General features: G+C 62.8%; 28 protein-coding genes and 1 pseudogene. 17 read left to right on the top strand and 12 right to left on the bottom strand.

The window, feature by feature from the left end:
• Nucleotides 1–331: 331 nt before the first annotated feature.
• The 6 genes from C8N34_RS17835 (at nt 332) to C8N34_RS17810 (ending at nt 3,144) form a co-directional block, all read left to right on the top strand.
• Nucleotides 332–1,057: a nucleotide-binding protein gene (locus C8N34_RS17835; RefSeq protein ID WP_158640730.1), complete on the top strand. Its 726-nt coding sequence runs from the start codon at nt 332–334 to the stop codon at nt 1,055–1,057.
• Nucleotides 1,057–1,767, top strand: a complete 711-nt coding sequence (locus tag C8N34_RS17830; protein WP_108129894.1) for a hypothetical protein — start codon at nt 1,057–1,059, stop codon at nt 1,765–1,767. The genes C8N34_RS17835 and C8N34_RS17830 overlap by 1 nt, the downstream gene beginning before the upstream one ends.
• Nucleotides 1,764–2,000, top strand: a complete 237-nt coding sequence (locus C8N34_RS17825) for a hypothetical protein (RefSeq protein WP_108129893.1) — start codon at nt 1,764–1,766, stop codon at nt 1,998–2,000. The genes C8N34_RS17830 and C8N34_RS17825 overlap by 4 nt, the downstream gene beginning before the upstream one ends.
• A 102-nt stretch (nt 2,001–2,102) precedes the next feature.
• Nucleotides 2,103–2,396 (top strand): WGR domain-containing protein, encoded by a 294-nt coding sequence (locus C8N34_RS17820; RefSeq protein ID WP_325048525.1) that lies wholly within the window; start codon nt 2,103–2,105, stop codon nt 2,394–2,396.
• Nucleotides 2,397–2,521: 125 nt separating this feature from the next.
• Nucleotides 2,522–2,812: a hypothetical protein gene (locus C8N34_RS17815; RefSeq protein ID WP_108129985.1), complete on the top strand. Its 291-nt coding sequence runs from the start codon at nt 2,522–2,524 to the stop codon at nt 2,810–2,812.
• 44 nt (nt 2,813–2,856) lie between these two features.
• Complete coding sequence (locus C8N34_RS17810; RefSeq protein ID WP_235858286.1) at nt 2,857–3,144, top strand: type II toxin-antitoxin system RelE/ParE family toxin; 288 nt, start codon at nt 2,857–2,859, stop codon at nt 3,142–3,144.
• 206 nt (nt 3,145–3,350) lie between these two features.
• On the opposite strand, the gene C8N34_RS17805 is transcribed toward C8N34_RS17810, so the two are convergent.
• Nucleotides 3,351–4,064, bottom strand: coding sequence for a lysophospholipid acyltransferase family protein (locus C8N34_RS17805; RefSeq protein WP_108129891.1), 714 nt, complete (start codon nt 4,062–4,064; stop codon nt 3,351–3,353).
• A 45-nt stretch (nt 4,065–4,109) separates the two neighbouring features.
• Complete coding sequence (locus C8N34_RS17800) at nt 4,110–4,352, bottom strand: DUF982 domain-containing protein (protein WP_108129984.1); 243 nt, start codon at nt 4,350–4,352, stop codon at nt 4,110–4,112.
• An 857-nt stretch (nt 4,353–5,209) separates the two neighbouring features.
• On the opposite strand from C8N34_RS17800, the gene C8N34_RS26420 reads away from it, so the two are divergent.
• The 5 genes from C8N34_RS26420 to C8N34_RS26415 all read left to right on the top strand — a co-directional run bounded on the left by C8N34_RS26420 (nt 5,210) and on the right by C8N34_RS26415 (nt 7,184).
• A complete protein-coding gene (locus tag C8N34_RS26420) occupies nt 5,210–5,386 on the top strand; it encodes a hypothetical protein (RefSeq protein ID WP_158589906.1) in 177 nt (58 codons plus the stop codon).
• A gap of 120 nt (nt 5,387–5,506) precedes the next feature.
• Nucleotides 5,507–6,259 carry a transglutaminase-like domain-containing protein gene (locus C8N34_RS17795; protein ID WP_108129983.1) on the top strand — a complete coding sequence of 251 codons (753 nt, stop codon included), beginning with the start codon at nt 5,507–5,509 and terminating at the stop codon, nt 6,257–6,259.
• Between the two features lie 215 nt (nt 6,260–6,474).
• On the top strand, nt 6,475–6,681 hold the full coding sequence (locus tag C8N34_RS17790) for a cold-shock protein (RefSeq protein ID WP_068768037.1): 207 nt from the start codon (nt 6,475–6,477) through the stop codon (nt 6,679–6,681).
• Between the two features lie 56 nt (nt 6,682–6,737).
• Nucleotides 6,738–6,956: a hypothetical protein gene (locus C8N34_RS17785; protein WP_108129890.1), complete on the top strand. Its 219-nt coding sequence runs from the start codon at nt 6,738–6,740 to the stop codon at nt 6,954–6,956.
• Nucleotides 6,957–7,022: 66 nt separating this feature from the next.
• Nucleotides 7,023–7,184, top strand: a complete 162-nt coding sequence (locus tag C8N34_RS26415) for a hypothetical protein (protein ID WP_158589905.1) — start codon at nt 7,023–7,025, stop codon at nt 7,182–7,184.
• A gap of 432 nt (nt 7,185–7,616) precedes the next feature.
• Here the strand turns inward: C8N34_RS26415 and C8N34_RS17780 are convergent, their stop codons facing one another.
• On the bottom strand, nt 7,617–8,021 hold the full coding sequence (locus C8N34_RS17780) for a single-stranded DNA-binding protein (protein WP_108129889.1): 405 nt from the start codon (nt 8,019–8,021) through the stop codon (nt 7,617–7,619).
• Between the two features lie 767 nt (nt 8,022–8,788).
• Here C8N34_RS17780 and C8N34_RS17775 point away from each other — a divergent pair.
• On the top strand, nt 8,789–10,177 hold the full coding sequence (locus C8N34_RS17775) for an SNIPE associated domain-containing protein (RefSeq protein WP_108129888.1): 1,389 nt from the start codon (nt 8,789–8,791) through the stop codon (nt 10,175–10,177).
• A 49-nt stretch (nt 10,178–10,226) separates the two neighbouring features.
• On the opposite strand, the gene C8N34_RS17770 is transcribed toward C8N34_RS17775, so the two are convergent.
• The 4 genes from C8N34_RS17770 to C8N34_RS17755 form a co-directional block, all read right to left on the bottom strand.
• Nucleotides 10,227–11,162 (bottom strand): DUF2493 domain-containing protein, encoded by a 936-nt coding sequence (locus C8N34_RS17770; RefSeq protein WP_108129887.1) that lies wholly within the window; start codon nt 11,160–11,162, stop codon nt 10,227–10,229.
• A 384-nt stretch (nt 11,163–11,546) separates the two neighbouring features.
• Nucleotides 11,547–12,578, bottom strand: coding sequence for a DUF7146 domain-containing protein (locus tag C8N34_RS17765; protein ID WP_108129982.1), 1,032 nt, complete (start codon nt 12,576–12,578; stop codon nt 11,547–11,549).
• A gap of 11 nt (nt 12,579–12,589) precedes the next feature.
• Nucleotides 12,590–16,960 (bottom strand): strawberry notch family protein, encoded by a 4,371-nt coding sequence (locus C8N34_RS17760; RefSeq protein ID WP_108129886.1) that lies wholly within the window; start codon nt 16,958–16,960, stop codon nt 12,590–12,592.
• 489 nt (nt 16,961–17,449) lie between these two features.
• Complete coding sequence (locus tag C8N34_RS17755) at nt 17,450–17,872, bottom strand: antirestriction protein (RefSeq protein WP_108129885.1); 423 nt, start codon at nt 17,870–17,872, stop codon at nt 17,450–17,452.
• Between the two features lie 164 nt (nt 17,873–18,036).
• Here C8N34_RS17755 and C8N34_RS17750 point away from each other — a divergent pair, with 164 nt between their 5' ends.
• From C8N34_RS17750 to C8N34_RS17740, 3 genes are all read left to right on the top strand, one after another.
• Nucleotides 18,037–18,333, top strand: coding sequence for a hypothetical protein (locus tag C8N34_RS17750; protein ID WP_108129884.1), 297 nt, complete (start codon nt 18,037–18,039; stop codon nt 18,331–18,333).
• Nucleotides 18,334–18,416: 83 nt separating this feature from the next.
• Nucleotides 18,417–18,680 (top strand): hypothetical protein, encoded by a 264-nt coding sequence (locus C8N34_RS17745; protein ID WP_108129883.1) that lies wholly within the window; start codon nt 18,417–18,419, stop codon nt 18,678–18,680.
• A 48-nt stretch (nt 18,681–18,728) separates the two neighbouring features.
• The gene (locus tag C8N34_RS17740) at nt 18,729–19,358 is read left to right on the top strand and encodes a nucleotidyl transferase AbiEii/AbiGii toxin family protein (RefSeq protein ID WP_108129981.1); all 630 of its coding nucleotides are present in this window, start codon (nt 18,729–18,731) and stop codon (nt 19,356–19,358) included.
• 80 nt (nt 19,359–19,438) lie between these two features.
• Here the strand turns inward: C8N34_RS17740 and C8N34_RS26925 are convergent, their stop codons facing one another.
• From C8N34_RS26925 to C8N34_RS17715, 5 genes and pseudogenes are all read right to left on the bottom strand, one after another.
• Nucleotides 19,439–20,044 (bottom strand): DUF433 domain-containing protein, encoded by a 606-nt coding sequence (locus C8N34_RS26925; RefSeq protein ID WP_233557363.1) that lies wholly within the window; start codon nt 20,042–20,044, stop codon nt 19,439–19,441.
• Nucleotides 20,045–20,141: 97 nt separating this feature from the next.
• A complete protein-coding gene (locus C8N34_RS17730; RefSeq protein ID WP_108129882.1) occupies nt 20,142–20,786 on the bottom strand; it encodes an antitoxin of toxin-antitoxin stability system in 645 nt (214 codons plus the stop codon).
• Nucleotides 20,779–21,201: a hypothetical protein gene (locus C8N34_RS17725; protein ID WP_108129881.1), complete on the bottom strand. Its 423-nt coding sequence runs from the start codon at nt 21,199–21,201 to the stop codon at nt 20,779–20,781. The genes C8N34_RS17730 and C8N34_RS17725 overlap by 8 nt, the downstream gene beginning before the upstream one ends.
• Before the next feature lie 68 nt (nt 21,202–21,269).
• Nucleotides 21,270–21,464 carry a hypothetical protein gene (locus C8N34_RS17720; protein ID WP_108129880.1) on the bottom strand — a complete coding sequence of 65 codons (195 nt, stop codon included), beginning with the start codon at nt 21,462–21,464 and terminating at the stop codon, nt 21,270–21,272.
• Nucleotide 21,465: 1 nt separating this feature from the next.
• Nucleotides 21,466–21,771, bottom strand: a pseudogene (locus C8N34_RS17715) (DUF6915 family protein); the annotation flags it as partial.
• On the opposite strand from C8N34_RS17715, the gene C8N34_RS17710 reads away from it, so the two are divergent.
• Both C8N34_RS17710 and C8N34_RS17705 read left to right on the top strand, forming a co-directional pair.
• Nucleotides 21,763–22,995, top strand: coding sequence for a tyrosine-type recombinase/integrase (locus C8N34_RS17710; protein ID WP_233557365.1), 1,233 nt, complete (start codon nt 21,763–21,765; stop codon nt 22,993–22,995). The pseudogene C8N34_RS17715 and the gene C8N34_RS17710 overlap by 9 nt on opposite strands.
• Nucleotides 22,992–24,212 (top strand): hypothetical protein, encoded by a 1,221-nt coding sequence (locus C8N34_RS17705; RefSeq protein WP_108129878.1) that lies wholly within the window; start codon nt 22,992–22,994, stop codon nt 24,210–24,212. The genes C8N34_RS17710 and C8N34_RS17705 overlap by 4 nt, the downstream gene beginning before the upstream one ends.
• Nucleotides 24,213–24,240 lie beyond the last annotated feature (28 nt).

Raw genomic sequence — 24,240 nt, 5'->3', positions numbered from 1 at the left:
AACGCCCTGTTTTTATTGATGTGAGGACCCAACCGTTCAGTGTTGCGGGTTCGAAGAAAGGATGTTTAGGATGCGTGTTATGGCATCAGCGACGTGTGATCAGGGCTACGCCTTATGATACACGCATTGCGCGATCAGATAAAAGATATACGCATCCAGTAATCAGACAAATGATTAAAGAAATACGCCTTGCGCAATAGGGTTTGCGCGAGATGGTTTCTGATATACGCAGTCCGGCTTCAGATTAAAGAGATGTGATTTAAGATAAATGATTTTGGCGATCTGCATTCAGACAAATGGGATCGGCGATACGCGAAGTGAGGAAGATGGTATGGGTTACGGAATACGGGTTGTGCTGGTGATGAACAGGAAGGGCGGATCGGGCAAAAGCACGCTCTGCCGCGCCCTCGCCTCTGCCGCAGCAAGTCGCGGCGAGACGGTCACGATCTTCGACACGGATGCCTCGAAGTCTTGCCTCAAGTGGATGCAGGCGGGGCAAGCAGCCGGAAACTGGTCGCCGCTGGTCGAGGTGATCCACACACTTGACGCGCACCGGGTCGTCGAGGCGATTGACCAGATCTATGAACAGCCGGACCAGGAGCATCTGATCCTGATCGACACCTTCGGCGGCGGGTCTGAGGCGCAAGACGTGCTTGCCGTTGCCGCCCACCGGATCATCTGCCCGATGATGCTGTCACGCGGTGATCTCAGCGAGACCCTTGAGACGGCCAGCTGGTATCTGAAGCTCCGGGGCCGGGTCGACAATCCGGATGAGCTTGCCGGCTTCTCCGTTGTGTTCAGCCGGGTGCAGGTCCGGCTCTCTGAAGCCGAGCGCGCGGTGGCGGATGAACTCTTCCGGTCGTTGCCCGCGTGCGAAGCCTGGTTGTCCAGTCGCAGCGCCTATGTCCGGATGGACAAGGAAGGGCTCCTCGGCCCGATCGCGGACAAAACGCCAAACCGCGGGCTGGCGGCGCATCTTCAGACTGCCGTGAAGGAAGCCGGTGAACTTCTCGACGAGATTGATCAGTTGATCGCGGCACCGGCGGAGGTCGCATAATGGCACCGCGTAAGGATCAGATGCGGATCATCCGGCAGGACGCAGGTTTTTCGGCAAAGCTTGGGTTTGGTGGGATGGTCGCGCCACCGGCAGAGGCCCACAGGCCAAGCATGGCGCCGCTGTCTTCGGTCAATGTCATGTCGGGGGTGAAGCCTGAAGAACCTCTGACCGGGGCAGCCTCCACACATGTCATTCCTCAACACGATGATGGCGGATTGCCCATCTACGGCCAAGAAGAAGCCCGGAAAGAGGAGGGTGAACCGCAGACACCACCGCACTTGGCGCAACGCCATGCGGTGCCTGCCCCTTCCGCAACGGCCCGAGGTCAGGTCGTCTATGTCGCGGTGTCGCTCACTGCCCGGCAAGCCTGTCTGGCAGAAGCCTGGGCCGCAGTGGCGCGGTGCTCGGTCCAGTTCCTGATCCGTCGCGTGGCCCAGGGCCTGCGTGACCAGCTCTTTGACGATTGGGAGCGCGATGGCATGCCCGAAGTCAGTGAGCCTCGCGGCGCGCGGGGCAAGCATCCGACCAGCGTGACATTGACCCTGCGACCGCCTTTTGCAGCCGACTTGGCCGCCCGGCACGACCCGCTTGGAATCTTAGGATTGGCGCGGGTCATGGGCCCGGCCTTCCGCGCACGGTTCCAGGAGGCGTTCGACTTGGCCCTGGACAAAGCGCCGCTGCACACGACACCCGAGGGAGAAGAGAAATGACTGATCAGAAATCGAATGCCCTCCACTACGTCACGCCGACAGCCGAACTTGATGTTGGTCGGCCTGTGGAATGGATGGTTGACCCGGATCACCGTGAGACGATCCTCGGCGTCACCTATGAGTTCAGCCACACGGGCGAGCGCAAGACGGTCTGGTACACTGCCAACAAACGCCGCCCGAGAAAGCTCGCCGTCGTGGCAGTGACCCACCTTCAGCAGTTTGAAGCCTCCTGATCAAGGCAGGCCGCCGGTAGGCGGCCGCGCTCATAGCCAAGGGCGACCCGAAGGTTGCCATCCATCAAGTTTCTGAATCGGATCGTACTATCCGATTCAGAAATGCCATTGGACTTCCTACGCACCGGAGCAGATTCTGAGCCGAGGAGGATAGCAATGGCATTAGCACATCTGCACCGCACCGATCCCAAGGCCAACATGGCCCGGTTCTATTGCATTGAAGTCGCACCGACACTGTTCGGCGAGGTCTCCGTTCTTCGGACCTGGGGCAGGATCGGGACGCGCGGTCGGACAAGTGTCGAAACTTGCCTGTCTGCCGCAGAGGCGGAGAAGGCTGCAGTCCGAACGCTTCGCCAGAAGGAGCGGCGTGGGTATCTGCCTACCCGGCAAATGTAGCCCTAAGTTACAGGCTTTCCGCCCGCCGCTCGTGGATGGCCTGCGCAAAGTCAGCCGCATGCGATCGTTGAAAGGAACTTGGGGAAAGTTTATGGTGCTCCAATGGACCACCGGCGGAGAAGATGATGAGCGTTCACAAGCAGAGTGTCAGCTTCACAGATGCTGCTTTCAACTTCGCTCGCGAGCTCGTCGAGAGCGGGGAATATCCAAACATCAGCGCTGCGGTCTCTGGCGAAATGGCGCGTGCGCGCGCGGCGCGGGAGAGGGAGCGCCTTATCTTCGAAGCCGAAGTCCAGAGGCGTCTCGCCCTCCCCCTTGATGCATGGGAACCCGTCCGAACGGGCGAATCCATCACATCTGGTGCGCGTGCCCAACTGGCACGGCTCGCCGAGTCCGGCGGTGGCACCGCCGCCTGATGCACCTCGTTCGACATCCGTTAGTTGACCAAGACCTCGCCGCGTTGGTTGATCACATCGTCGAGGTCACCGGTGGGGACTTCGACGCTGCCGGACGACGCCTTGATGAGGTCGACGAGCTTATCGCCGACATCTCAGCCAATCCGCTGTCCGGTGTTCGATTGGCGCCACCACTCGATGGATGGCTCGTCCGCCATGGCGGGCGGGGTCACCGACTTACCGTCGTGTTCCGTGCGGATCTCGCCCAGGACCGCCTCTTTGTTGCACTTGTTGCCTTCGGTGGTCGGGACTGGATGACGGAAGGCAAGACTCGGAAATCTTTCGGCAGGTGACCAACATTTACCGTGACCGTCAGGGCGGATGGGCCTGTCCGGTTTAGCCGCCGGTCCATGTCGCGTAGCGAAGATTATGTAACACAAATTGACACAGAGGGCGGGAAGCTGTCGGTCAGCTCGGATCATCTGGCCGCCCATCCAGGCTGGAAAGCGGACGGTCGCATGTCTTCAGGGCCGCTTGGGCACAAGGCAACGAAACTGTCTCAGGACATGGCCGCGACGAGGCGGCTCTTTTCGGTGTTCAGAAGCTGCTCGACCTGCGCCATCACCTCGGCGGGGGGCAGGCCGGGCGGGATCGGTGGGAAATAAGAGGCGACGATCGTGCCGCCCCGCTTTGCGCCTTTGCCCCAGAAGCAGCCGGCATTGTGCACTACCGGAACCACCGGCAGATCGAGCTTGCGATAGAGCGCAATCAGCCCGGGCTGGAACTTGCGTTGCTCATGCACGCCGATGCGGGTGCCTTCGGGGAAGATCAGGATCGAGCGGCCGCGCGCCACCTCCTGCCGCGCCTCGGAAATCATCGCCGCCATTGCCCGGCCGCCGCCGCTGCGGTCGACTAGGATCATCGGCGCATGGCGCAGGAACCAGCCGAAGACCGGGATCTTGCGCAGCTCCTGCTTGGCGATTATGCAGACATCGGGCACCAGCTGGTTGAACGCGAGGGTTTCCCAGGTGGACTGGTGGTTGCAGACATAGATGCAGGGGGCATCGAGATGCTTGTTCTCGACGCCCTCTTCGCGCAGGCGCAGCCCGAGGATGCGGTGCGACAGGCCCAGCACGCCGCGGGTCCAGAAGCGGATCGCGGCGCGGGTCAGGCCCGGGCGGTGCAGCACGGCCAAGGCCGGGATGAAGAGGCTTTGCAGCAAGGTCCAAAGCCCGAAAAACACGTCGAAAAGTCTGGATCGGACGCTCAGCATCCTTGGCCTCGTGCGCGGTGGTGCAAGCCTGTGGTCGGGGCGCGCTCAGGCGGCGCGGGGCAGGTCGGGGGAGTGTTGCGGCACGAAGCCCGCGCTGCGGGCCGCGCCGAGGAAGGCGTGGCGCGCCTCGCCGACCGAGCCCAGACAGTCCATCGCGGCCTCAAGCCGGCCAAGCGCATGTAGGCGCGCCGCGTCGGCAACGGGCCATTTCTTGCGCAGCCAGTATTGCGCCTGTTCGATCGTGCTGAATTTCTTCACGTCGCCCTCGGGCGAGATGACAAGAGACATGGGTACACCCCAGTAGATTTCGATCAAAGTATTGGTCTTTCTTGGAAAACGCGAGGGTACCCGGCCGGGCCGGTTCCGCTCGCCGAGGGCGCCCCGGCCAAAGGGCCGTTCGCGCCAGGTTGATGTCTGGGCCTCGGCTCTGGCCGCGCGGGTCGCGCACCGGAAAGCCTGCCAGTTTGGTCATTCGCGAGGTCGCGCGGCGCCATCCGAGCCGTGCCCGCGGGCAGGTTCGGCCTGACGGCATTCCCCGGTATGGGCGCGCCCATCGTGTCCCCAGGCCGCCGGCGCGGCGCGCCCAAGGTCTCTGGTCTGGTCGAGCTGTTTTACGTGGCCGGTATCGGTCATCGTGTGTCCCTTTCTGAAGTGCCGCCCGCAGGATGCAGGGGCAGAGCACGGCTCATGGTCGTCGCTGAGCCAGAAGGAACAGGGTCCGAGAAGAAGAAATGCCTGACCTAGATAGGGGCTCGCAGACTGGATTGCGAGAAAATAAAGCACTCCCGCGCCGCATATCCGTCAACCCGTTGCTGCGGAAAGATAATATTCCGACAGCTTGGGCCGTCCGAACCATCCGAAGGCGGTTTTCTGTCGCCCGGCGACGGTTTCGCGACGGTTCGCCGGAAACAGGGCTCGCAATTGGGCCGAGATCGGCCCATATCATGAGGATCTGCAGTGTTCATCCCGGGGTCGGACGACGACCTCTGCGGGCGCCGTGGCGCCGATCGGGGAACCGGGCAGTGATCCGTGCCCTCCGATCTTCCAGACCTGCAGTCCGAAGGCCTGATCGCGACGGCGCCCTGTGTTCCTTGCGACGCGGCATCAGACCCCAAAGACCGTGTTGCCTGAAAGGATGCTGACCCATGAAGAGACCTGACACCAAGGCGCCCAAAGCCGCCGAGGCCCCCCGGACCCTCACCTCGCACATTCCCGATTCCCCGACGCCGCCCGAGCGCAAGTCGATCTTCGACACCTCTTACGCGCCCGAGGGCGCCGAACGGCGCAAGGCATGGTCGCGTTTCGATCGCAAATCGGAATGAGGGCCGACCCGCCCAGACCCGGTGTCCCGTTCAAACCCAGAGAGGTCCATGATGAGCGCCTCTGACATTCGGATCAAGCTCGGGTGCCGGTTCAATCTGAGCCTGCAGCAGCCAACCCCCATGATCGCTTTGCTCAACGTGCATTTCTCGCGCGCGGGCGATCTGGAGTTCCCCGATCATCTGCGCAGCGTGCCGCCGGTGCCGCTGAGCGCCTATCGCGACGGATTCGGTAACTGGTGCACGCGCCTTGTTGCGCCCGCTGGGGCGTTCAGTATCGGTGCCGAGGCGATCATCGCCGACAGCGGCCTGCCCGATGCGCGCCCGCCCGAGGGCGGTCAGGTGGCGGTCGAGGCCCTGCCCGACGAGGCGCTCGTCTTTCTGCTGGGCAGCCGCTATTGCGAGACGGATGTTCTGTCCGATATCGCCTGGCGGCTCTTTGAGCATACCCCGCCCGGATCGGCCCGGGTGCAGGCGATCTGCGATTTCGTGCATCGCCATATCCGCTTCGACTATCTCGCCGCCCGCGCGACCCGCAGCGCCGCGCAGGCCTATGCCGAGGCGCAGGGCGTGTGCCGCGACTATGCGCATCTCGCGATCGCCTTTTGCCGTTGCATGAACATCCCCGCGCGCTATTGCACCGGTTATCTGGGCGATATCGGCATGGAGCCGCCCTATGCGCCGGGCGATTTCGCGGCTTGGATGGAGGTCTGGCTGGGGGATCGTTGGTGGGTCTACGACCCGCGCAACAACATGCCGCGGATCGGCCGTGTGCTGGTCGCCCGGGGCCGCGATGCCGCCGATGTGCCGCTGATCCATTCCTTCGGGGCCAATGTGCTGACCGGCTTCGAGGTCTGGACCGATCAGATCGACTGAGCCGCACAAACGATCGGGGCAAGGGCCCGCCAGCGGTACGAAGATCCGAAGGCGGGCCTTTTCCTTTGCAAAAGGCCGGCAAACCGTATAGGAAGGCCAAGCTACGTTGTTCCCAACTGCACCTGTCTCCTTTCTCGGCTTCAGTCTGCCTTTTTGAATTGACTGGGCCAAGCCGCCGCATCTTGCGGGCGGTATTCATTTAAGGAGATCTCACGATGGCCAATGGCACCGTGAAATGGTTTAACGCCACCAAAGGCTTCGGATTCATCGAACCGAAAAGCGGCGGGAAGGACATCTTTGTCCATATCTCGGCCCTTGAGCGCGCGGGGATCGCGCAGCTGAATGACGGTCAAGCGGTCACCTTTGAGGTCGAATCCGGCCGCGACGGCCGTGAATCCGCTCGCGATCTGAAAGTCGCCTGATCGGATCGATCCGGGGTCCGGCCGCCTTGGCCGGATCACACGATCAAGGAGGCGTCATGCCCCGCAAGGACAAGACCCGCGGTTTTTTCCGCGATATTGCTCAGCCGCCGTCCACGGCGCAGGAGCGCACCGATGCCGCCGTCAAGCTGATCCGCGAGACCGAGGCAGATACACGCGCCGAGCTGACGGCGCGGCTGCGCGCGGCCCGCATCGCGCGCGAAGGGACTGGAGCGGCATCCGCCGCGTCCCCGGTCAAGGCGAAAGCGCGCGACTGAGCCGCGCACCACGCCGTCAGACGATATTCTCGGGGGTTCTCTCCGGGATGTTACGGAGGGCCAAACATGCCTGCCGACAATATGCCTTCGGGCAAGACACACGGGGCGCACAAGGTGCCCCATCGGGAGGAAGATCCGGGCCTCGGCTGGGATGAGTTCTTCCAGAGCCTCGTGACCGAGAGAACCCCGGACCGGCGGCGCGCGCTGCCGCAGGGGATTCAGGAGTAGCGGCTTTCACCGCCTTGGCGGTGGACGGCTTTCCCGGTGCGCCGGCTGAGCGCGATAGGGCTCCACGTCGGGCCGATCTGTGTTCGTCGAACAACGCACCGGGAGGTGGAGCGGCAGGGGGAAATCCCTGCCGTTTCGCTTTGCAAAGGCGCCTCGAGCCCGCGTGAGTAGGGCGATGTTCGCACTCTATTATGCGTGACACATGTTTGCTTTGCTGCGGGTGCGACCGGGGCTGCGCTGTGTCTCGATCATCACCGTGCATGGGTCCCGCTACTTTTGTTGCGATGCGCATCGACGTCGGCTTCGGTCGGGGCGCGGCGAAGCCAAGCGTTGGGCCTGACCGGCCGGTTTGGGCCGTTTTCCCGTCCTTGGCCTGTCTCGAGGCTTCCCCCGACCCGGCGGGTTTCCCCGCCGGGGAGGTGCTGGTCGGCTTCAGAAGCCGACCTCGTCGTTGTTGTCGATCAGCTCGGGGCCTTCGCCCTCGGCCGTCTTCGGGCGGCTGAGGAAGTCGATCTTCTCGGCGATGATCTCGCAGCCGTAGCGGTCGACACCCGCCGCATCGGTCCACTTCGAGTAGTGGATGCGGCCCTGGACGAGGACCTTCATGCCCTTCTCGCAGTTCTCGGCGACCGACTTGCCGAGGCCGTTGAAGCAGGTGATGCGGTGCCATTCGGTGTCCATCACGCGGTAGCCGTGCTCGTCGCGGATCGGGCGGCCTTCCGACAGGCGGGGGCGCGAGGTGGCGAGGGTGAAGTGGGTGATCTTCGTGCCGCCCTGGGTGGTGAGGGCTTCCGGGGCCTGACCGATGTTGCCGGCGAGGATGACGATGTTCTGCATGGTGTTTCTCCTGTGTCTGGTGCGAGGGACCATCCCTTCGACAAGACCCGGCAGAAGCCTGTCGGGAGACGTCTGCACGGCTGGGCCAAGGACCAGCCGGAAACCCCCGAGGGGACGGGGTGGAGCGGGCAGGACGCTTTGCGGCCAACACGGCCCGGACAAGAGCGGGGTTGCGGGCAGGAAACCGAACAGGCTTAGGGGATTGTCAGTCGAAGAGGAGGTGCCTCAACCAGACCACAGGGGGAGAGGAACCCAAGCTGACAAGTTTAGCCGACCTCATCCGGCAATGTCAGGACCAAGGGGGAACCGTCCCGAGAAGCGAGAATTAGGTCACCGCGCCCACATATTCCCCCTGCCCCCACGTTAGGCTGCCGCCCTACCCCGCGCCGAGATCGCAGAGCATTTGGAACACCGAATGGCACCGCAGCAATGGGCTCAACTTCACGGCCCGGTCGCAGAGGGGCCTGCGATATGGGCAGAGGGTTCAGATCCAGATCCCACACCATCCGAAGAACCCCGCCATACGACAGAGGTGACCGCCACGATCAGGGATCATCGCGGAGAAGGACGGGCTCGCGACCGGCCAGATCGGCACCGAGTTCGCGGATGCCATAGGCGCGACAACAACGAGGACATCGGCTTCAGCCCGAGACCAACATCGGACCGGGGCGGAATGGCAGCGCTGCAACCAGAGGACCGAGATTCAATCTTGAGGTGCAGACGGCGCCCAAGCATTCTACGGTGACAATGTATTTTCAGGGGAACCTATGGATCCGATCGTATTTGTGGCTTTGGTTTGGTTCGTCCTGGCCCCCGTATTTCTGGTGCTCTGGCTGATTGGAAAACGCAAGCTGCGCTCGAGGACGTCCGAGGCAGAGACGGCTGCCGCGATCCACAGAGAAGAGGTCGCCAAGCTGGCAGCCGAGCACGAGGCAACGAAGGCAAAGTATTCCGCAATCATTTCCGAAGAAGCCGAGGTAGCACGTCTCCAGAGCATTGCTTCCGCACTCACTTCGGACATCGACGCGCTCCGCAAATCCTATGCCGAAAAGCGGGCGCATTTCGACCGGCTGGAAAGCCAAGTCGCCATCTATGATGAACGGCTCGCCTTTGCTGAATTAGGCATCTATGAGCCCCATTTCGATTTTACTGACAGCGAGGAGTTCAAGGCCAAGATCGTCGAGGTTCGGGACCGCCAGAAGGCGATGATTTCGGCAAAGCAGGCGGCGCTCTGCCCGACCGAATGGACGGTGGAGGGCAGCAAGGCCAAAGGGGCCACCATGATCAACCGTCAGATGCGATTAACGATGCGGGCCTTCAATAACGAATGCGAAGCTGCGATCGCCAATGTCCGCTGGAACAACGTTGTTGCGATGGAGAAGCGCATCTTGTCGGCAGCGGCCTCGATCGACAAGGAAAACACCTCGATGAACCTGACGCTGAACGACAGGTTCGTCGCCCTCAAGATCGAAGAACTCCGGCTCACCCACGAATACCGCGAACAGTTGAAACGCGAAAAGGACGAGCGGGCCGAAATGGCGCGTGCCGAGAAGGAAGAGAAGAAGCTCCTGGCTGAAGCCGAGGCGGCTGAGCGGGAGGAGGCCAAGTACCAGGCCCTTCTGGAGAAAGCTCGCAAAGAGGCGAATGGTGACGGCAACGCCCAACGGATCGCAGAACTGGAAGCCACTCTGGCTGCGGCCCATCTGGCCAGCGAACGTGCCCGAGCCATGGCCGAAATGACGAAGTCCGGCTACGTCTATATCATCTCGAACGTCGGCTCCTTCGGGGACGATGTGGTGAAGATCGGGCTGACCCGCAGGCTGGATCCGGATGACCGGGTGCGCGAACTTGGGGACGCCAGCGTGCCGTTCAGTTTCGACACCCATGCCATGATCTACAGCGATGCCGCTCCCGCGCTGGAGGCGGCCCTCCAGAAGGAATTCGCCGAAAAACGGATCAACATGTCGAATTTCCGGAAGGAATTTTTTCGGGTCGCGCTGGAGGACGTCGAGGCAGCGGTTGCGCGATTGGCGCCGACGGCTGTTTTCTTCAAAGATCGGGAAGCGCAGGAGTGGCACGAAACCCTCGCGCGCCGGAACGCCAGCTTGCTCGACATGCAATCGGCCGCAGCCAGAGAACTGCCAGCGTCAATCTGAACGGATTGTTTTACGAGGGCCGATCTCCGGCCCTCGAAAGTTGGGGGGCTCACGCCCCCCTCTCGAACTTCACCACCGGGATGCCGAGCTTCTTGGCCTTGTCGGCAAGGTTTTCCTGGATGCCATTGCCCGGGAAGACGAGGACACCCACGGGGAGCACATCAAGCATGGCGTCGTTGCGCTTGAAGGGGGCGGCCTTGGCGTGCTTGGTCCAGTCAGGCTTGAAGGCAACCTGGGTCACACCGCGGGCCTCGGCCCATTTGGCGGCGATGAGTTCGGTGCCCTTGGGGCTTCCCCCATGCAGAAGGACCATGTCGGGATACTTGGTGCGGACCTGATCCAGCTTGCCCCAGATCAGGCGGTGATCGTTGAAGTCGGTCCCCCCGGTGAGGGCGACCTTGGGTCCTGCGGGCAGCATCACTTCGGTCTCGGCCCGGCGCTTGGCGGCGAGGAAGTCGCGGCTGTCGATCAGAGCTGCGGTCAGGTGCTGGTGGTTCACCTTTGACCCAGTGCGGGGCCTCCAGGTGGAGCCCGTGTGATGCCAGAACTCGGTGGCGGCGTGATCGCGCATCATGTCCATGCAGTTCCGCCGTTCGGTGAGGGTCAGGCCCTCGGCCGTCAGACGCTCGAGCTCGGTGGATTTCACTTCGGAGCCGTCCTGCTCGCGCTGGAGGCGGCGCTGGCCCTGTTCGTTGTCGTCGAGCGTCCGTTCGATCCGGGCGGTGGCGCGGTGGAAGAGGTTGACCTGGCCCCAGAGCACTTCTTCGAGGTCGGGTTCCATGCGAGTGTCGGCGAGGCTCGCGACGAGGGCGTCGAAGATATCCGCGACGGCACCCCGAAGGCGGTCTGCATCTGGCATCGGGCGGGGATCGGGCTCGTCCTCGAAGGGGCGGTAGCCGTAGAGCTGCAGCTCCTCCAGCGCATTGGCGGTCTGGGATGCGGTGTGGGCGGGTTCGTAAGCGTCGTCGCGGGTTTGGAACGTCATCTTCTTCTTGCCTCCGGGCCTGTCTGGTCCGCGCGTCATCCCGCGCGGCCTTCATGGGCGTAGATGCGCCGTCACGGGGGAGGACCCTTCACCCCCGCCCCCAAACAACTCAAAAGCGGGGGCCGGAACGCATGTGGAGGAGGACGGGGGGTGGCTGATTTGTGTCGCGATGCAAAGGCGGGGCGTGCCCCGCTGGCGGAAATCAGTTGCCCCCCGTCCTTGAAGGGTCGTCCCCTTTGACGGCCGCTTGCCCATCTCTTGAAGGCCGCTCGGGGGACGGGTGGATAAGCTGCCCCGAGAAGAGGCAGAAGGTGACGGTTCAGACCTGCGATGGCTCCAGTCCGCCTGCCCCGCCGTCTTGAAACGCCCCTTGCGCGGAGAAGCTCAGATTTCCAGGCGCTGCTGATCCTCGGGACCGATCTGCTTTGACAGATGCTGACGCAGCACCGCCGGTCCATCCGCAAGAAGATCGTCGTTAAAGTCCCCGAGCCGCGGTTCGAGCACCCGCACCGAAATCCCGACCTCTGCTGCTCTGGCGGTCAACCTCTCCGCTGCGCGCTGCCCGGCAGGATCGCGGTCGATGGCAATGTAGAGGCGCCGCAACCCCTCCGGCAACAGAACGGCTCCAAGGTGACCCGATGAGAGAGCGGCCCAGACGGGAAGGCCGGGGGCGGCCTCACGAACGGAAAGCATGGTCTCGATGCCTTCGCCGACAACGAGGATGTCATCACATGGGGTCAACCTGACGGCATTGCCAAGAAGGTGACCCATGGCCCGCCGCTGCGTCTCGACTGCCGCCTTGCCTTGGCCGTCAGGCGCGAGCCAGGTGCGATGTACCCCCTGCAAGGCCCCTGCCCCATCGGTGACCGCAGCGATCAGCGCTGGTCGGGGAATGCTCTTGGTCTGACCCTCATCCCGATGCCAGCACTTCGGGTGGAAGCGAAGGGCGCTCGTCTTGCCGCCAAGGATAATGCCCCGGGAGCGGAGATAGGTTTCCGCAAGCGTGCCTGGAACAGGGACCGAGGCCACATACAAGCGCGCTGCCACCTCTGGGGTGCCCCCGGGGGACTTCGATTTTCTCGGGGAAGGGCCATCCGGGGTAACCTGCGCCGGACGGCCAAGATGCGCGCGCGCCTCGGCCAGAAGATCGGGAAAGCGCGTGATCCCCGTCCGCTCGCGGATGATGTCGAGAAGATCGCCATGTTCACCGGTGGCGCCGTCGGTGAACTTGCCGGCGGCACCGGGCCCCGATGTGGGGCCGGTCAGCCGCACGAAGAGCGACCGACCGGGATTGTTCTGCAGATCTCCGACGATCCAGTAGGAGCCTTCCCGCCGTCCAGCGGGAAGGTAATGACGACAAACGCTTTCGGCATTTGCGGAAAGCTCACGCAAGAGGTCTTCTGTTTCCAATGACATGATCACACAATTCAACCATTGCGTGCATGTAGACCAGAGACCGCAAAACGCGCAAGCAGTCGCTCTAGGACCGCGATCCCGGCAGGATCGGTCGGGCAGAAGAGCCGCAGCTTCCAGGCGATGATTTCCGAAAAGAGCCCATCCGCCTTGAGCCGGTCCTTCTGCGCCTCGGTGAACCCCGAAAGCTCGATCCGGTTCACGCCCATAACGCGGGACCGGTGCAACTCCATCTCCTCGACCAGACGCACGACGGTCTTACCCTCCAGAACAAGGGAATGGACCTCTGCAGCCGTGAGCTTCGGCGCGTCAGCTGCCAGCGTGGTCGCGACCCAGGCGGGCGAAACACGGCGGCCGATGATGCGCTGACCGTCATCGGTCTGCAGCCGGTAGACGCGGGTTTCATCCTGGGGGAGCTGCTTCCAGATCGGCAGGAGGAGGCCGGCCACGATGTGCAGCGTGGATTCTGAAAACTCCGGCACCTCGGCCAGTTCCGCTGTCCAGGCGGCGGCGAAGGTCGCCCGATCTGCCTCAAGCCAGTGGGTGTCGTCCATGATCTTCGCTGGAACCGTGCTGGCCTCGGTCGGTCGGATCAGCCGCAGTCGGGGCTCGATGGTGCCGTCGTCCAGCATCAGGCTGGTGGCAGGCACCTGTACCGCCGCCCGGCCCGAGCGGCTGTTGACCAGAAGCCGCGCCTTCGGGTCATCCAGCCAGTCGAGCGCGTCGGCCAGCAAGGTCGGCGCGTTGCGGCGCTTTTCCGCGATGGTCAGAAGTTGCGTTTCCGCGCCGGAGCCGGGATGGGTGTAGATGACGCGAGCGTTCGTGACGCGGAAGCTTTCGGCGCGCAGCGTCTCGAGGCCGAGGTCATAGACACCGGCCGCGATGGCCCCCTCGATCCGCTGGTCGAGCAATTCCTCGAAAGCCGAGAACAGCACGGCCTGCATATCGATCGTCAGCGCCAGCAGGCGATTGAGGAAGGTCGTGATCGGCGGCAGATCGTCCTTCAGACCATTGTCGTCGGTCAGACTGAGACCGGTCGCGTCCTCAAAGGCCCCGAGCGAGCAGCCCGTGACATCGCCGCGGTAGATGCGGCGGTAGAGCTGGCGCAGCGCGTCACGGGCGTAAGGCGACTCGAGATTGTCCTCAGGCCGGAACAGCCCTTGCCCGCCGGTCTGGCGCTGACCCCGCGTGATCGCCCCGAGAGTGTCGAGACGGCGCGCGATGGTCGAGAGGAACCGCTTCTCCGCCTTCACATCGGTGGCCACCGGCCGGAACAGGGGTGGCTGCGCTTGATTGGTACGGTTGGTACGGCCAAGGCCCTGGATCGCCGCATCGGCCTTCCAGCCGGGTTCAAGAAGGTAGTGAACCCGCAGGCGCTGGTTCTTCGCCCCAAGATCGGCGTGATAGCTGCGCCCCGTGCCGCCCGCATCCGAGAAGATCAGGATGCGCTTCTGGTCATCCATGAAGGCGGCGGTTTCCGCGAGATTGGCAGAGCCCGCCCGGCTTTCCACAACAAGCCGCGCCGCTTGACCCTCGCCCCTCCTCACGATGCGACGCGACCGGCCGGTGACCTCGGCCACGAGATCGGTGCCGAAGCGCTGGACGATCTGGTCGAGCGCCCCCGGCACCGGCGGCAGCGAGGCCAGCTTTTCGATCAGCGCGTCACGTCGGCGGACGGCCTCGCGGCACTCAACTGGCTGGCCATCCCGCACAACGGGTCGGGAGGACAGATTGCCCTCGCTGTCGGTGAAGGGCTCGAAGAGTTGTACCGGGAAGGAATGGGCGAGGTAGTCCAGGACATATTCCCGCGGGGTGATGTCGACGCGGATATCGTTCCATTCGTCAGTTGGGATCTCCGACAGGCGTCGCTCCATCAGCGCCTCGCCGGTCGAGACGATCTGGATGACGGCCGCATGGCCTGCCGCCAGATCGGCCTCGATGGCCGCGATCAGCGTGGGGGTTTTCATCGAGGTGAGCAGATGGCCGAAGAAGCGCTGCTTGGCGCTCTCGAAGGCGGAACGCGCGGCGGACTTGGCCTGACGGTTCAGCGTGCCGTTCTCACCCGTGATGTTGGCCGCTTCCATCGCAGCGGCGAGGTTGTTGTGAATGATGGCGAAGGCCCCGGCAAAGGCATCATAGATGCTGCGCTGTTCGGGTGTCAGCGCATGCTCCAGCATCTCGTATTCGACACCGTCATAGGAAAGCGAGCGGGCGGTGTAGAGCCCGAGGGACCGCAGGTCACGGGCGAGGACCTCCATCGCGGCGACGCCGCCAGCTGCAATGGCCTGCACGAACTCGGCGCGGGTGGCGAATGGGAAATCTTCGCCACCCCAAAGTCCGAGGCGTTGCGCATAGGCGAGGTTGTGGACGGTCGTCGCCCCCGTAGCCGAGACATAAACCACGCGGGCATTGGGCAGCTTGTGCTGCAGGCGCAGGCCCGCCCTGCCCTGCTGCGATGCTTCCGTGTCGCCGCGCTCACCCTTGGAGCCTGCAGCATTGGCCATGGCATGGCTTTCGTCAAAAAGGATCACCCCGTCGAAATCCGCCCCGAGCCAATCGACGATCTGATCGACACGGGATTTCTTGGCGCCCCGTTCTTCCGAGCGCAGCGTCGCATAGGTGGTGAAAAGGATGCCCTCGGTCAGCGGGATATCGCGGCCTTGCGCAAAGCGCGACAGCGGCGTGACCAACAGCCGCTCCTGGCCAAGGGCCGACCAGTCGCGCTGTGCGTCCTCCAGCAACTTGTCACTCTTCGAAATCCAGAGCGCCTTGCGTCGGCCTTGGGCCCAGTTGTCGAGCAGTATCCCGGCCGACTGGCGGCCTTTGCCTGCCCCGGTGCCATCGCCGAGGAAGAAGCCACGGCGGAAGCGGATGGCGTCGCTGGCGTTTTCTGGCGCGGCGGAGATCACGTCGCCGGTCTCGTCGACGGTCCAAGACCCGGCAAGGTGCGCGCTATGCGCCTCGCCCGCATAGATCACGGTCTCGAGTTGCGCGTCGGACAACAGGCCGTCGCGGAGGACGGCAGCGGGGAGTTTCGGCCGGTAGGTCGGTTTCGGGGGTGCGACCGAGGCCATGGCCGCCGATTGCACGAGCTTGGTCGGATGCGAAGCCGCGCCGGGGATGTCGAAGGCTTGAAGCCGGAAGGTCTCGTAGATCGCATCCGACAGACGCGCAGCGCTGTCGCCTTCGGCCGCCTCGCGGAGGCTATAGGCGAGGTCTTCGGCGTCGATCTGCGTGCTTGCGGCGGAACACGAGGCCGAGGCGGAAGCTCGCGATATGTCAACGGTGATCTTTGGGGCGCGGGCCGGATTTCCCGGGAAAGGAGAAGTGGATTCTAACCTAGCTGTGGCGATTTTTGCCAGTTCAAGGCGCGGCGGAACTTCGGCGATGATCCGGGCCAAGAGATGCGCCACATCGGGCGATATCGGCGGAGCGAGGTCGGCCGTGATGCCGCCCTGCTCGCTACCACGGCATTTGTCAAAGACCGAAATCCGCGTCTCGAAGCTTGTGCCGTGCTTGGCAAAAGCGCCGCCAGACACCGAGCCGGTGAAGACCAGATGCGCGGACTCGGTCAGCCGAGCGAAGGCATCGGCCCAAGCGGGTGCATCCGGCGCGAAATTGGCGCCAGTGATGGCGACCAACCGCCCGCCCGGCACGAGGCGGGCAAGGGCCGAGCGCAGATGCCGCGCCGTCACCTCGGTGTTGCGGCCACCGACATGGACCGCAGCCGAAAACGGCGGGTTCATCAGGATGACACTCGGGCGCAGGCCGGCACCCAGATGATCGTCGATCTGCGCGGCGTCGAAAGTGGTGACGGGGCGCCCTGGAAACAGGAGCCGCAGAAGATCGGCACGAGTCTCGGCCAGCTCGTTCAGTGCGAGGCTGCCGCCCGCGATCTCGGCGAGGATCGCGAGGAGCCCGGTCCCGGCGGAAGGCTCGAGGACCAGATCACGCTGAGTGATCTGCGCCGCGGAGAGGGCCGCGATCCCCATGGGCACCGGCGTCGAGAATTGCTGTAAGCGCTCCATCTCCTCCGAGCGGCGGGTGTGCGTGGGCAAGAGGCCCGCTACCTTGGCGAGGATCGGCAGCAGCGCCGCAAGCGAGCCGACCCGGGCGAGCAGCGCGCGGCCGAATTTCCGCAGGAAAAGGACGAGCGCCACTTCAACCGCCTCATAGGTGAGTTTCCAGTCCCAGGCGCCATCCGCATCGGAGCCGCCAAAGGCGCGCTCCATCTCCAGCCGCAAGCGCAGGGCGTCGATCTGGAAGCCCTGCGCCAGATCAGGTTGTAGCGCTTCAGCAACGGCCAGGATTCGGGAAGCCGTCGTAGACGGGGACGGCACGGCAGTCGGCGCAGGCGCCAGGGTCGCAGAGGAAAGATCGTTCATCAGGGAAACCTCGAGAGAGCTGGAGGGGCAGTCCCGCGCGGCGCTCTCTCTCACCCGCCGGAACCTGACCCCTTCCGGCTCCGCTCTCCCTCCCCTCCCCTTCCCCGGGCCAGGGACTGTGGCCCGCATGGGGGGAGATGGCCAAGGCTGGCTCCCGTCCGCAGGACCAAGGCCCGGTCCCGGCGGCACGCCGGGAGGTGCCCAAGACCTCCGTAGGCAACCACTGCAGGGCGAAACCCAGCATCGTCGGCTCCCGCCAGCGTAAATCTGGCCATCAACCTCTTTGAAAAATCGCGACTTGGAGCGCTCAGAACGCTGCAAACCATCATCCCTCAAAGAAGCATGTGGTGCGGGGCGGTGCCTGACCGCATAGGTCGGGCAATACCTCGCCCGGTCGAGCCATGGATGCGGCGGGCGACCCTGCTTCTTTTCAAACGGACGGCAGGCCAGCCGGGGAATCCCTGCGATCGGCCCGCCCAGTTTTGACCCTCAGTCGATAGCCGCGAAAATCTCTCCCGCCTCGGCATGATCCCCGGCGAAGGCATAGAGGCGCGCATAGGCGTCAGCGAGTTGGTCGGCTTCGTGCCGGAACGACAGGTGCGAGAGGGCGAACAGGGTCGCTATGATCCCGGCGGCCTCTGCAGAAACCTCGCCCTGATAGCTATTGGTCTCGCAAGAGATGCGGAACCGCTTGTCGGTTTCGGGCGACAGGAACAGCGGCTGGCGACCCTGTTCGTGGAACCGCCACATGCCGCCGGTGTAATCTTCGGGGGCAAGCCAGGACATGAACTGATAGACGGTGCGTTCGCCAACCAGCATCAGCTTGCGGCCGAACAGGCCCGGCAAGAACTCCATGCGACGGGTTTCGGGGACAAGCGTCGCAGGCTTGGCTTCGGTAGCAATTTGATTCATCGGAAATCCTCCAGATCAGGGGTGAAGGACGCGCATCGGCAGCTCTCTCGACTCGCCCGCACGTCCCCCGGATACCGCCCACCTCTGCCTCTTCGGGTCCCGTCGGGTTGATTTTGTTCCTGTTATGTTCTATATTCCGAGGGACCAGCCAAGGGAGATACCCGATGGAAAACACTACCTTTGCCCTGCCCTCCACGCCGAAGCAGATCGCCTATGCGCGCGCTCTGGCGCTGCGCAACCAGACGCTTCTGCCTTGGGAGGTTCAAAAGGACCGACGCACTCTCAGCGCCTGGATCGAAGCCCAGGCTAACCTGAAGCCAGTCTCCGAGCTGGACCGTCTTCCGTCGTCCAAGCAGGTCGCCTTTGCCGAACGCTTGGCCCGCATCAAGCGCCGCGCCGTGCCAGACGAGTGCTTCCGCGACAAGTGCCTGATGTCGAAGTGGATCGACGGGAACAGGTGAAACTTGGTTCAAACGGGGCTTTATTGCTTTGTTGAGGCCCGTGGACTACATTACATGGGCAGTTACCACACAGAGATGATGCAATGGCCTCGGTCGCAGCGAAAGTGATGTCGACAGTCAGCGCGCCTTACGGCGTGCTGGTGACGGCTGCCCAGCTGGCCGAAAAGATCGCCGACATCAAGAGTGTCGATTCCTGCGATTGCAGCGTGTTCGCCTTCCTGTCCGAAGTGTCACCCAAACTGCAGCAGTCGTTTATCGACGAGATGGGTGTCAGCAAGGACGCGGTCACCGTGGTCGCAAAGAAATTCTCCGAGCTCGCCGGATACAAACTCCCGCTTGCGATCTGAATGAACGTCCCGCAGCCAAGCCGCTGGCCAGAGCTTTTTGACGTGGCTATGGCGATCATTGACCAAGCCAACGGCCAAGGTATCGACATGTCGAACTGGAGCTTTGGGGGCGGAACGGCTCTCATGCTCCAGATCAAGCATCGCGAAAGCCACGACATCGACCTCTTCATCGACGATGCCCAGTACATCCCGTATTTGAACCCCGAGACGCAGGGATACGATCTGGCGCTCGCACCGAGCGACTATGAAACCGATGGTACACGCGCCCTGAAGATCGTGTTCAATGGCGTCGGCGAGATCGACTTCATCTGCTGCGACCCGGTCACCGAAGAACCGTATGTCATTTCCGAAATCCGCGGACGACGCGTTAAACTTGAGACGCCCGCTGAAATCCTCGCGAAAAAGGTGGTATTCCGCGGCTCGCACCTCCAGCCCCGGGACATGTTCGACATCGCCGCCGTCGCCCTGGCAATGGGCACCGACTACGTCGTTGAAGCCTGCTCTAAATTTCCTGATGCCTGCCGGGAAGCACTCGCCGTGACCGAGAAGATGAATCCTGATTTGGTTGATGCCGTCACGAGCAAGCTGTTGGTGTCAGAGGGATTCCAGATCCTTCAGGGCCGCGCACAAAAGGTGACGAAGGAAGTCCTGGTTGCAGCGATCATGCGAGCAGGCTGAACGGCCGTATTGCGGTCGGTACCGTTGAGCCGCGCAGCAACCTGCGGCGAGATGCATTCATCGACAAAGAACTGCATCTCTCAGTGCCGGACTGTTGCGTCCGGCACCCAGGGCCGCCCGGACGGGCGCCCGCGCAGCGGGTGGGTTCTTGCATAGGTCGCTGCCGCCAGAAAAGCGGCTTCCGGAATGCCTGGATAATCCTCCACCAAGTCCGCGACCGTATCGCCTCCTTCGAGACGCCCAAGGACCGAATAGACCGTCAGGCGGGTGCCGCGAATGACGGGCGTTCCGCCCAAGATCTCGTCGTCGGAAACGAGGTGGGCATCGCGGGCAGCCCGATAGTCGTAAGCGAGGCGCGTACGCGTGCCAGCCATGCCCTCGAGGTCGAGGGTGATGGTTTCGTTGAGGCGCACTTCGGCGAGCCGGGCCTCGGCTGCAAGACGACTGCGGCTGACAATCGTCCAGATGCGCCGCTTGCGCGCGACGGGAAGATCCCGGAGCCACTCGTCGTTGATCGCCGACAGAAATGGCACCGCTGCAAGCGGCAAGCGGCGGGTCAACCGGCGAGTCAGGACATCGGTCACCTTCTCGGCATGCAAGATTCCTGACTCCACCGATTTCTCGATGAGTTTGGTCGACACACCCGCAAGATGGGCCGCTTCGTTGATGGTCAGTTCTGCTGGCATAATGTTTCCCCGATCAGGAAAGATATATGGATCAGTTCTGGGCCAAAAGCAAGGTTCTGGCCCAGATCACATTAAGGTTGCGGCTTTACCGCAGCCATCACCCGAACCGCCGCCCTGCCTCGGTGAACGTATACTCGTTCGCGATGATCCCTTCCTCGATGGCCTCATCCGAAGTGAGGTGGTCATACTCGGCCTCCAACTGCCGATAGAGCCAGCGGGCAAGATCGCGCAGTGCCTCCACGACGGTCTCCTCACTCCCCCCAGTCGGTGCCTGCCCGGTCGGGCTATCGCGCGCCACATCGATGGTCATGCAGTATTCGTTATAGTAGCGCCCGCGATGGGTCACATCGGCGCTGAGCTGATAGAAATTCTGCCGCTGAGCGCTCTGCAGGCGGTCCGCAATGCCGTGCAACGCGTGATCCTTCGGGGCATAGGCGCGGATTTCGCGCGCGGAGCCCTTGGCATGCCTGACCGTGGCTTCGAAGGATGCGCCGTCCCCCTGAGACGAGAACCCTGAGAACCAGACGCAAGGCCTCTGGCGGATACCGCCGCCCATCAGCCGGACGGGCCGGGTCTTGAGGCTGACCCCGAGGATGTCGCAGATGCGCTCGAAGTCCTCATAGACCGCATCCCACCAATCGTCGGTGACGGCCGCCTCGCGATACCAGCTGCGGGCCTTGTCCTTGGCGGCGGCGGACAGTTCCGGGAACTGATAGACCGTGGTGCAGATCACCTCAGGCATCGAAGTCCTCCCCGCGCAGCGCGGCCTCGAGCCATTCATGCGTGCTGGTCCAGCCGATGGATTTCCGCGCGCCAAGGTCGATGACATGCGCTCCACCGCCGAAGGCGTCCAAGCGGGGCCGGGAACAGGTGTACGCGACTTCGAAACCCCAGAGGCCGGTGAGGTCGATCTCTTCCGCCAGCCGCAGCACGAAGCGGATGACGCCTTCGATATCGCCTTGCCCGTCATCGTCATGGAACCAGAGGATCGAACTGCCGGGACCGTCCTGCTGTGTCATGGCGAAGCCCGCATATTCCGGATCGTCGGCGCCCTCCTCGTCGAGATGCAGGTGGGCCAAGAGACCAAGCGCCGTGGTGGCTTTTTCTGGGGAACCCACGTCAAGGACGCAGGAAAAGTGGGTGAAATAGTCGGCCATAGTGCCTCCAGAATGAAAAGGCCCGGCCAGAAGGCCGGGCTGGTTGGAACTTGGATGGTCAGCCCGGATCACTCGCAGGCGACATGCGCCAGGGCCTGCGCTTCGGCATGGGCCTGCAGGAGTTCGCGGTAATAGCGTTTTCGCGCCGCGCGCCAGCTGCGCACGGCCAGCGTGTCGGGATGAAGGCGACCGATGGCAATGCGCAGCATCGCGAGCGGCGTGATTTCGGGCGAGACGCCGAGATCGCGGTAAGCCCGGCTCATGTCAGCTAACCTCCACAACCGGCGGTGCCAGGTGCGGATCGACCAGCGCCTCGATCTTTTCGGCGCGGCCCATCCAAGGCTCTGGCCGGATCGCCTTGACCCAGTCCGCGAAACTCGGAATGAACCCCAGGTCCTCGCGCACATGCTGCTCGCCGACCCACCGGGTCGGGATGATCCGGCCGGTGGAAAGCGTGATCGTCGGCCCGAAGATGGTCTCGGCGAGCCAGATTCCTGCGGCATGATGAAACATGGCTCGGTGGCGAAAGTCCGCAGAATGGGCTTTTGAGGAGTCGATTATGTGGACAGCACGCCCGCGGCGGCGTTTTGCCCTATGCTGGACGGCATAACCCCGGAATCTCTTGAGGCGCTGATGTTCAAACTGACAACTTCCGCTAACGGCGGCACAATTCTGGTGACAGATTTGAAAGGTAATCCAGTCGATCCGATCTGTCGATTTGCTGCCTACTTGCTGGCGAAAGCATATTCGCCCAACACCGCCCTCGCCTACGCGCGCGACCTCATTCATCTCTGGACCTTTCTCTCAACCCAAGGAATTCATTGGACCGCCTTCTCCCCTGAACTCTCCGTCGCCTTCCTGGGGCACCTTCGATCAGTGCCCGCTAACCGCAAGCGCCGGAGCACTTCGATCAGACTTGTGGTGAGTGAGGGGGCGCCCGTTGCAAAAGGACTGTCGGCCGCCACGATCAATCGCGCCCTTGTGGCGGTCGACGCCTTCTATCGTTGGGCGATTTTCACCGGAGCGTTCAGCGGGGCAAACCCGATCGTGAAGAAACAAGATCAAAAATCCTGGCGGGTGAGCGACAGGCACAGGCCGTTTCTGACAGGGATTTCACGGCAGAGGTCTGAGGTCAGAGAATTGCGCCTCAAGACCATGCAGCGGCTTCCAAGACCGATGAGTCAGCAACAGGTCGAAGGCCTATTGGCCGCCACGCGCAATCTCCGAGATCGCAGCCTAGTATTACTGATGCTGAACGGAGGCCTGCGCCCCGGAGAAGTTCTCGGGTTGCATCTCACCGATATAGGCTACGGGCGCAGACGCATCTTTGTGCGCTGCCGCGATGATCATCCAAAGGGCGCGCGATCAAAGTCTCGCGTCGAGCGCGTAGTCGATTTGCATGATGGCGAGACACTGGAAACGCTGAACACATACGTCATGCACGAACGGCCGGGTGATGCTGACGCTCCTTTCGTGTTCCTGCTCGGCGGCACAGGCGTAAACCGTCAAGAACCGCTGTCCTATTCTTCGCTGGCGCGACTTTTCGCTCGCGCATGTGAGCGCGCCGAGATCCGTGAGCCGTGGATGACACCGCACGCCCTTCGCCACACCCATGCGACGCGCATGTGGGAGGCAGGGATGCGAGAACTGACACTACAGAAGCGATTGGGTCATGCCTCGCCGGAATCGACCAGAATTTACACAAGGGTTTCCGACGCCGTGGTGGTCGCCGAGTATCGACACGCCTTGGGGCTGGATCGTCCTTCACAAACAACGGACGGAGAGGGTCTGTGACCCATGCATCGCCAAAATCGGACGCCGACCGCCCTGTCATATTTGAGCACGCAGACGAAGCTGACTATGCGGCATTTCTGGCGCGCATCCCGATGGCTGAAAGTTTTCGCCGCAAGCGGCTGATATACCGATCCACGTTTATTGAGCGGTGGCCGGATATCAGGGATTGGTTCGCTGCTCCCCTGCCCATCAGAATTGGCTGCCTAAATGGTGACAAGCAGGCCCACCCGACTTATCCGGTCAGCTTTAGGGCACGCAGCTATCTCTATTACGCAGCCATGACCGACCGAATCCGCTTGGACTACGATTTCCTGTTCGCAGTCGGGAACATGCGTGTGGCGGAGACGATGGAGCCATTGAACGCCTATGAGGGGCTCGACGCATTGGTCGCGGACAGTGCGAAGATTGGCTATTCCGCAACCGGCGTGCAAGCAGCGCTCCGCGTGGTTTTGCCACGCCTTGCGATGCACACGGGTGTTCGCTCTTTCGGCGATCTTCGCCAGCATCACCTCGACGAAATGATCGCAGGTGTCGACGCCTTCGCCGCACGGCATGACACTCATATCTTCCGAAACGAGAAAGAAAGCTTCCCGGCAGGCTTTCAGCGCAGCTGGCGGGTTAAAACCCGCGTTCTGCAACTGCTCCTCTTCCAAAACGGGAACGATGTCATCCGACCTCAGATTATCCAAGACAAGCGCAAGCCGATCGCTTCGCCGAGGCCAGACCTGCAGGAATGGGCAAACCGGTGGCTTGAGAGAAAGCGGGTCAGTCTTGCTCGCCCGACGGTAGATCACATGGCCGTTTCGATGAGGCATTTTGTGACTTACTTGTCTACCCGGCAGCCCAGCATTTTGAACTTTGCTGATATCAATCCTGAGCTTTTCAACGATTACCTTCGCCACCTTCAGTTCGACATTGCAACACGCACCGGCGCGCCACTGTCCATAAACGCTCGTCGAGCAAGGGCGGGCACAGTTGCCAAGTTCCTGTCTGATGGCGCGGCATGGGATTGGCCCAATTTTCCGACCCGACCCATTCTTGATCCGAACGATCTGCCGAAGTTGGCACACCGCGTGCCAAGGTTTATTCCAGAGGACCAGCTGTCGCGCCTTATGGCGCAGCTGCCGAGCCTCGAGTGTGAGTTTCAGAATGTCAATCGGCATCCAAACGGGCCCCCCGATCGGCGCCCAAAAGTGACCCCTTTGGCTCGCGGTTGAGCAGGCCCGTGGCGGCGTAGCTTTCCAG

Origin of the sequence: Gemmobacter caeni (assembly GCF_003054195.1) — a bacterium.
GTDB lineage: Bacteria > Pseudomonadota > Alphaproteobacteria > Rhodobacterales > Rhodobacteraceae > Gemmobacter > Gemmobacter caeni.
Note: the sequence above shows the minus strand (reverse complement) of the source record. Positions and strands in the feature narration are given on the sequence as shown.

What these genes read in the sequence shown, in the direction of transcription:
- C8N34_RS26925 (WP_233557363.1), bottom strand. Translation starts at nt 20,044, where the DNA reads ATGCCAGCAGAACTGACCATCAACGAAGCGGCCCATCTTGCGGGTGTG.
- C8N34_RS17720 (WP_108129880.1), bottom strand. Translation starts at nt 21,464, where the DNA reads ATGAGCCGGGCTTACCGCGATCTCGGCGTCTCGCCCGAAATCACGCCG.
- C8N34_RS17765 (WP_108129982.1), bottom strand. Translation starts at nt 12,578, where the DNA reads ATGTCATTGGAAACAGAAGACCTCTTGCGTGAGCTTTCCGCAAATGCC.
- C8N34_RS17745 (WP_108129883.1), top strand. Translation starts at nt 18,417, where the DNA reads ATGGCCTCGGTCGCAGCGAAAGTGATGTCGACAGTCAGCGCGCCTTAC.
- C8N34_RS17825 (WP_108129893.1), top strand. Translation starts at nt 1,764, where the DNA reads ATGACTGATCAGAAATCGAATGCCCTCCACTACGTCACGCCGACAGCC.
- C8N34_RS17755 (WP_108129885.1), bottom strand. Translation starts at nt 17,872, where the DNA reads ATGAATCAAATTGCTACCGAAGCCAAGCCTGCGACGCTTGTCCCCGAA.
- C8N34_RS17785 (WP_108129890.1), top strand. Translation starts at nt 6,738, where the DNA reads ATGCCCCGCAAGGACAAGACCCGCGGTTTTTTCCGCGATATTGCTCAG.
- C8N34_RS26420 (WP_158589906.1), top strand. Translation starts at nt 5,210, where the DNA reads ATGAAGAGACCTGACACCAAGGCGCCCAAAGCCGCCGAGGCCCCCCGG.
- C8N34_RS17770 (WP_108129887.1), bottom strand. Translation starts at nt 11,162, where the DNA reads ATGACGTTCCAAACCCGCGACGACGCTTACGAACCCGCCCACACCGCA.
- C8N34_RS17730 (WP_108129882.1), bottom strand. Translation starts at nt 20,786, where the DNA reads ATGCCTGAGGTGATCTGCACCACGGTCTATCAGTTCCCGGAACTGTCC.
- C8N34_RS17740 (WP_108129981.1), top strand. Translation starts at nt 18,729, where the DNA reads ATGGCGATCATTGACCAAGCCAACGGCCAAGGTATCGACATGTCGAAC.
- C8N34_RS17820 (WP_325048525.1), top strand. Translation starts at nt 2,103, where the DNA reads ATGCCATTGGACTTCCTACGCACCGGAGCAGATTCTGAGCCGAGGAGG.
- C8N34_RS17795 (WP_108129983.1), top strand. Translation starts at nt 5,507, where the DNA reads ATGATCGCTTTGCTCAACGTGCATTTCTCGCGCGCGGGCGATCTGGAG.
- C8N34_RS17790 (WP_068768037.1), top strand. Translation starts at nt 6,475, where the DNA reads ATGGCCAATGGCACCGTGAAATGGTTTAACGCCACCAAAGGCTTCGGA.
- C8N34_RS17800 (WP_108129984.1), bottom strand. Translation starts at nt 4,352, where the DNA reads ATGTCTCTTGTCATCTCGCCCGAGGGCGACGTGAAGAAATTCAGCACG.
- C8N34_RS17780 (WP_108129889.1), bottom strand. Translation starts at nt 8,021, where the DNA reads ATGCAGAACATCGTCATCCTCGCCGGCAACATCGGTCAGGCCCCGGAA.
- C8N34_RS17750 (WP_108129884.1), top strand. Translation starts at nt 18,037, where the DNA reads ATGGAAAACACTACCTTTGCCCTGCCCTCCACGCCGAAGCAGATCGCC.
- C8N34_RS17815 (WP_108129985.1), top strand. Translation starts at nt 2,522, where the DNA reads ATGAGCGTTCACAAGCAGAGTGTCAGCTTCACAGATGCTGCTTTCAAC.
- C8N34_RS26415 (WP_158589905.1), top strand. Translation starts at nt 7,023, where the DNA reads ATGCCTGCCGACAATATGCCTTCGGGCAAGACACACGGGGCGCACAAG.
- C8N34_RS17830 (WP_108129894.1), top strand. Translation starts at nt 1,057, where the DNA reads ATGGCACCGCGTAAGGATCAGATGCGGATCATCCGGCAGGACGCAGGT.
- C8N34_RS17775 (WP_108129888.1), top strand. Translation starts at nt 8,789, where the DNA reads ATGGATCCGATCGTATTTGTGGCTTTGGTTTGGTTCGTCCTGGCCCCC.
- C8N34_RS17805 (WP_108129891.1), bottom strand. Translation starts at nt 4,064, where the DNA reads ATGCTGAGCGTCCGATCCAGACTTTTCGACGTGTTTTTCGGGCTTTGG.
- C8N34_RS17835 (WP_158640730.1), top strand. Translation starts at nt 332, where the DNA reads ATGGGTTACGGAATACGGGTTGTGCTGGTGATGAACAGGAAGGGCGGA.
- C8N34_RS17760 (WP_108129886.1), bottom strand. Translation starts at nt 16,960, where the DNA reads ATGAACGATCTTTCCTCTGCGACCCTGGCGCCTGCGCCGACTGCCGTG.
- C8N34_RS17725 (WP_108129881.1), bottom strand. Translation starts at nt 21,201, where the DNA reads ATGGCCGACTATTTCACCCACTTTTCCTGCGTCCTTGACGTGGGTTCC.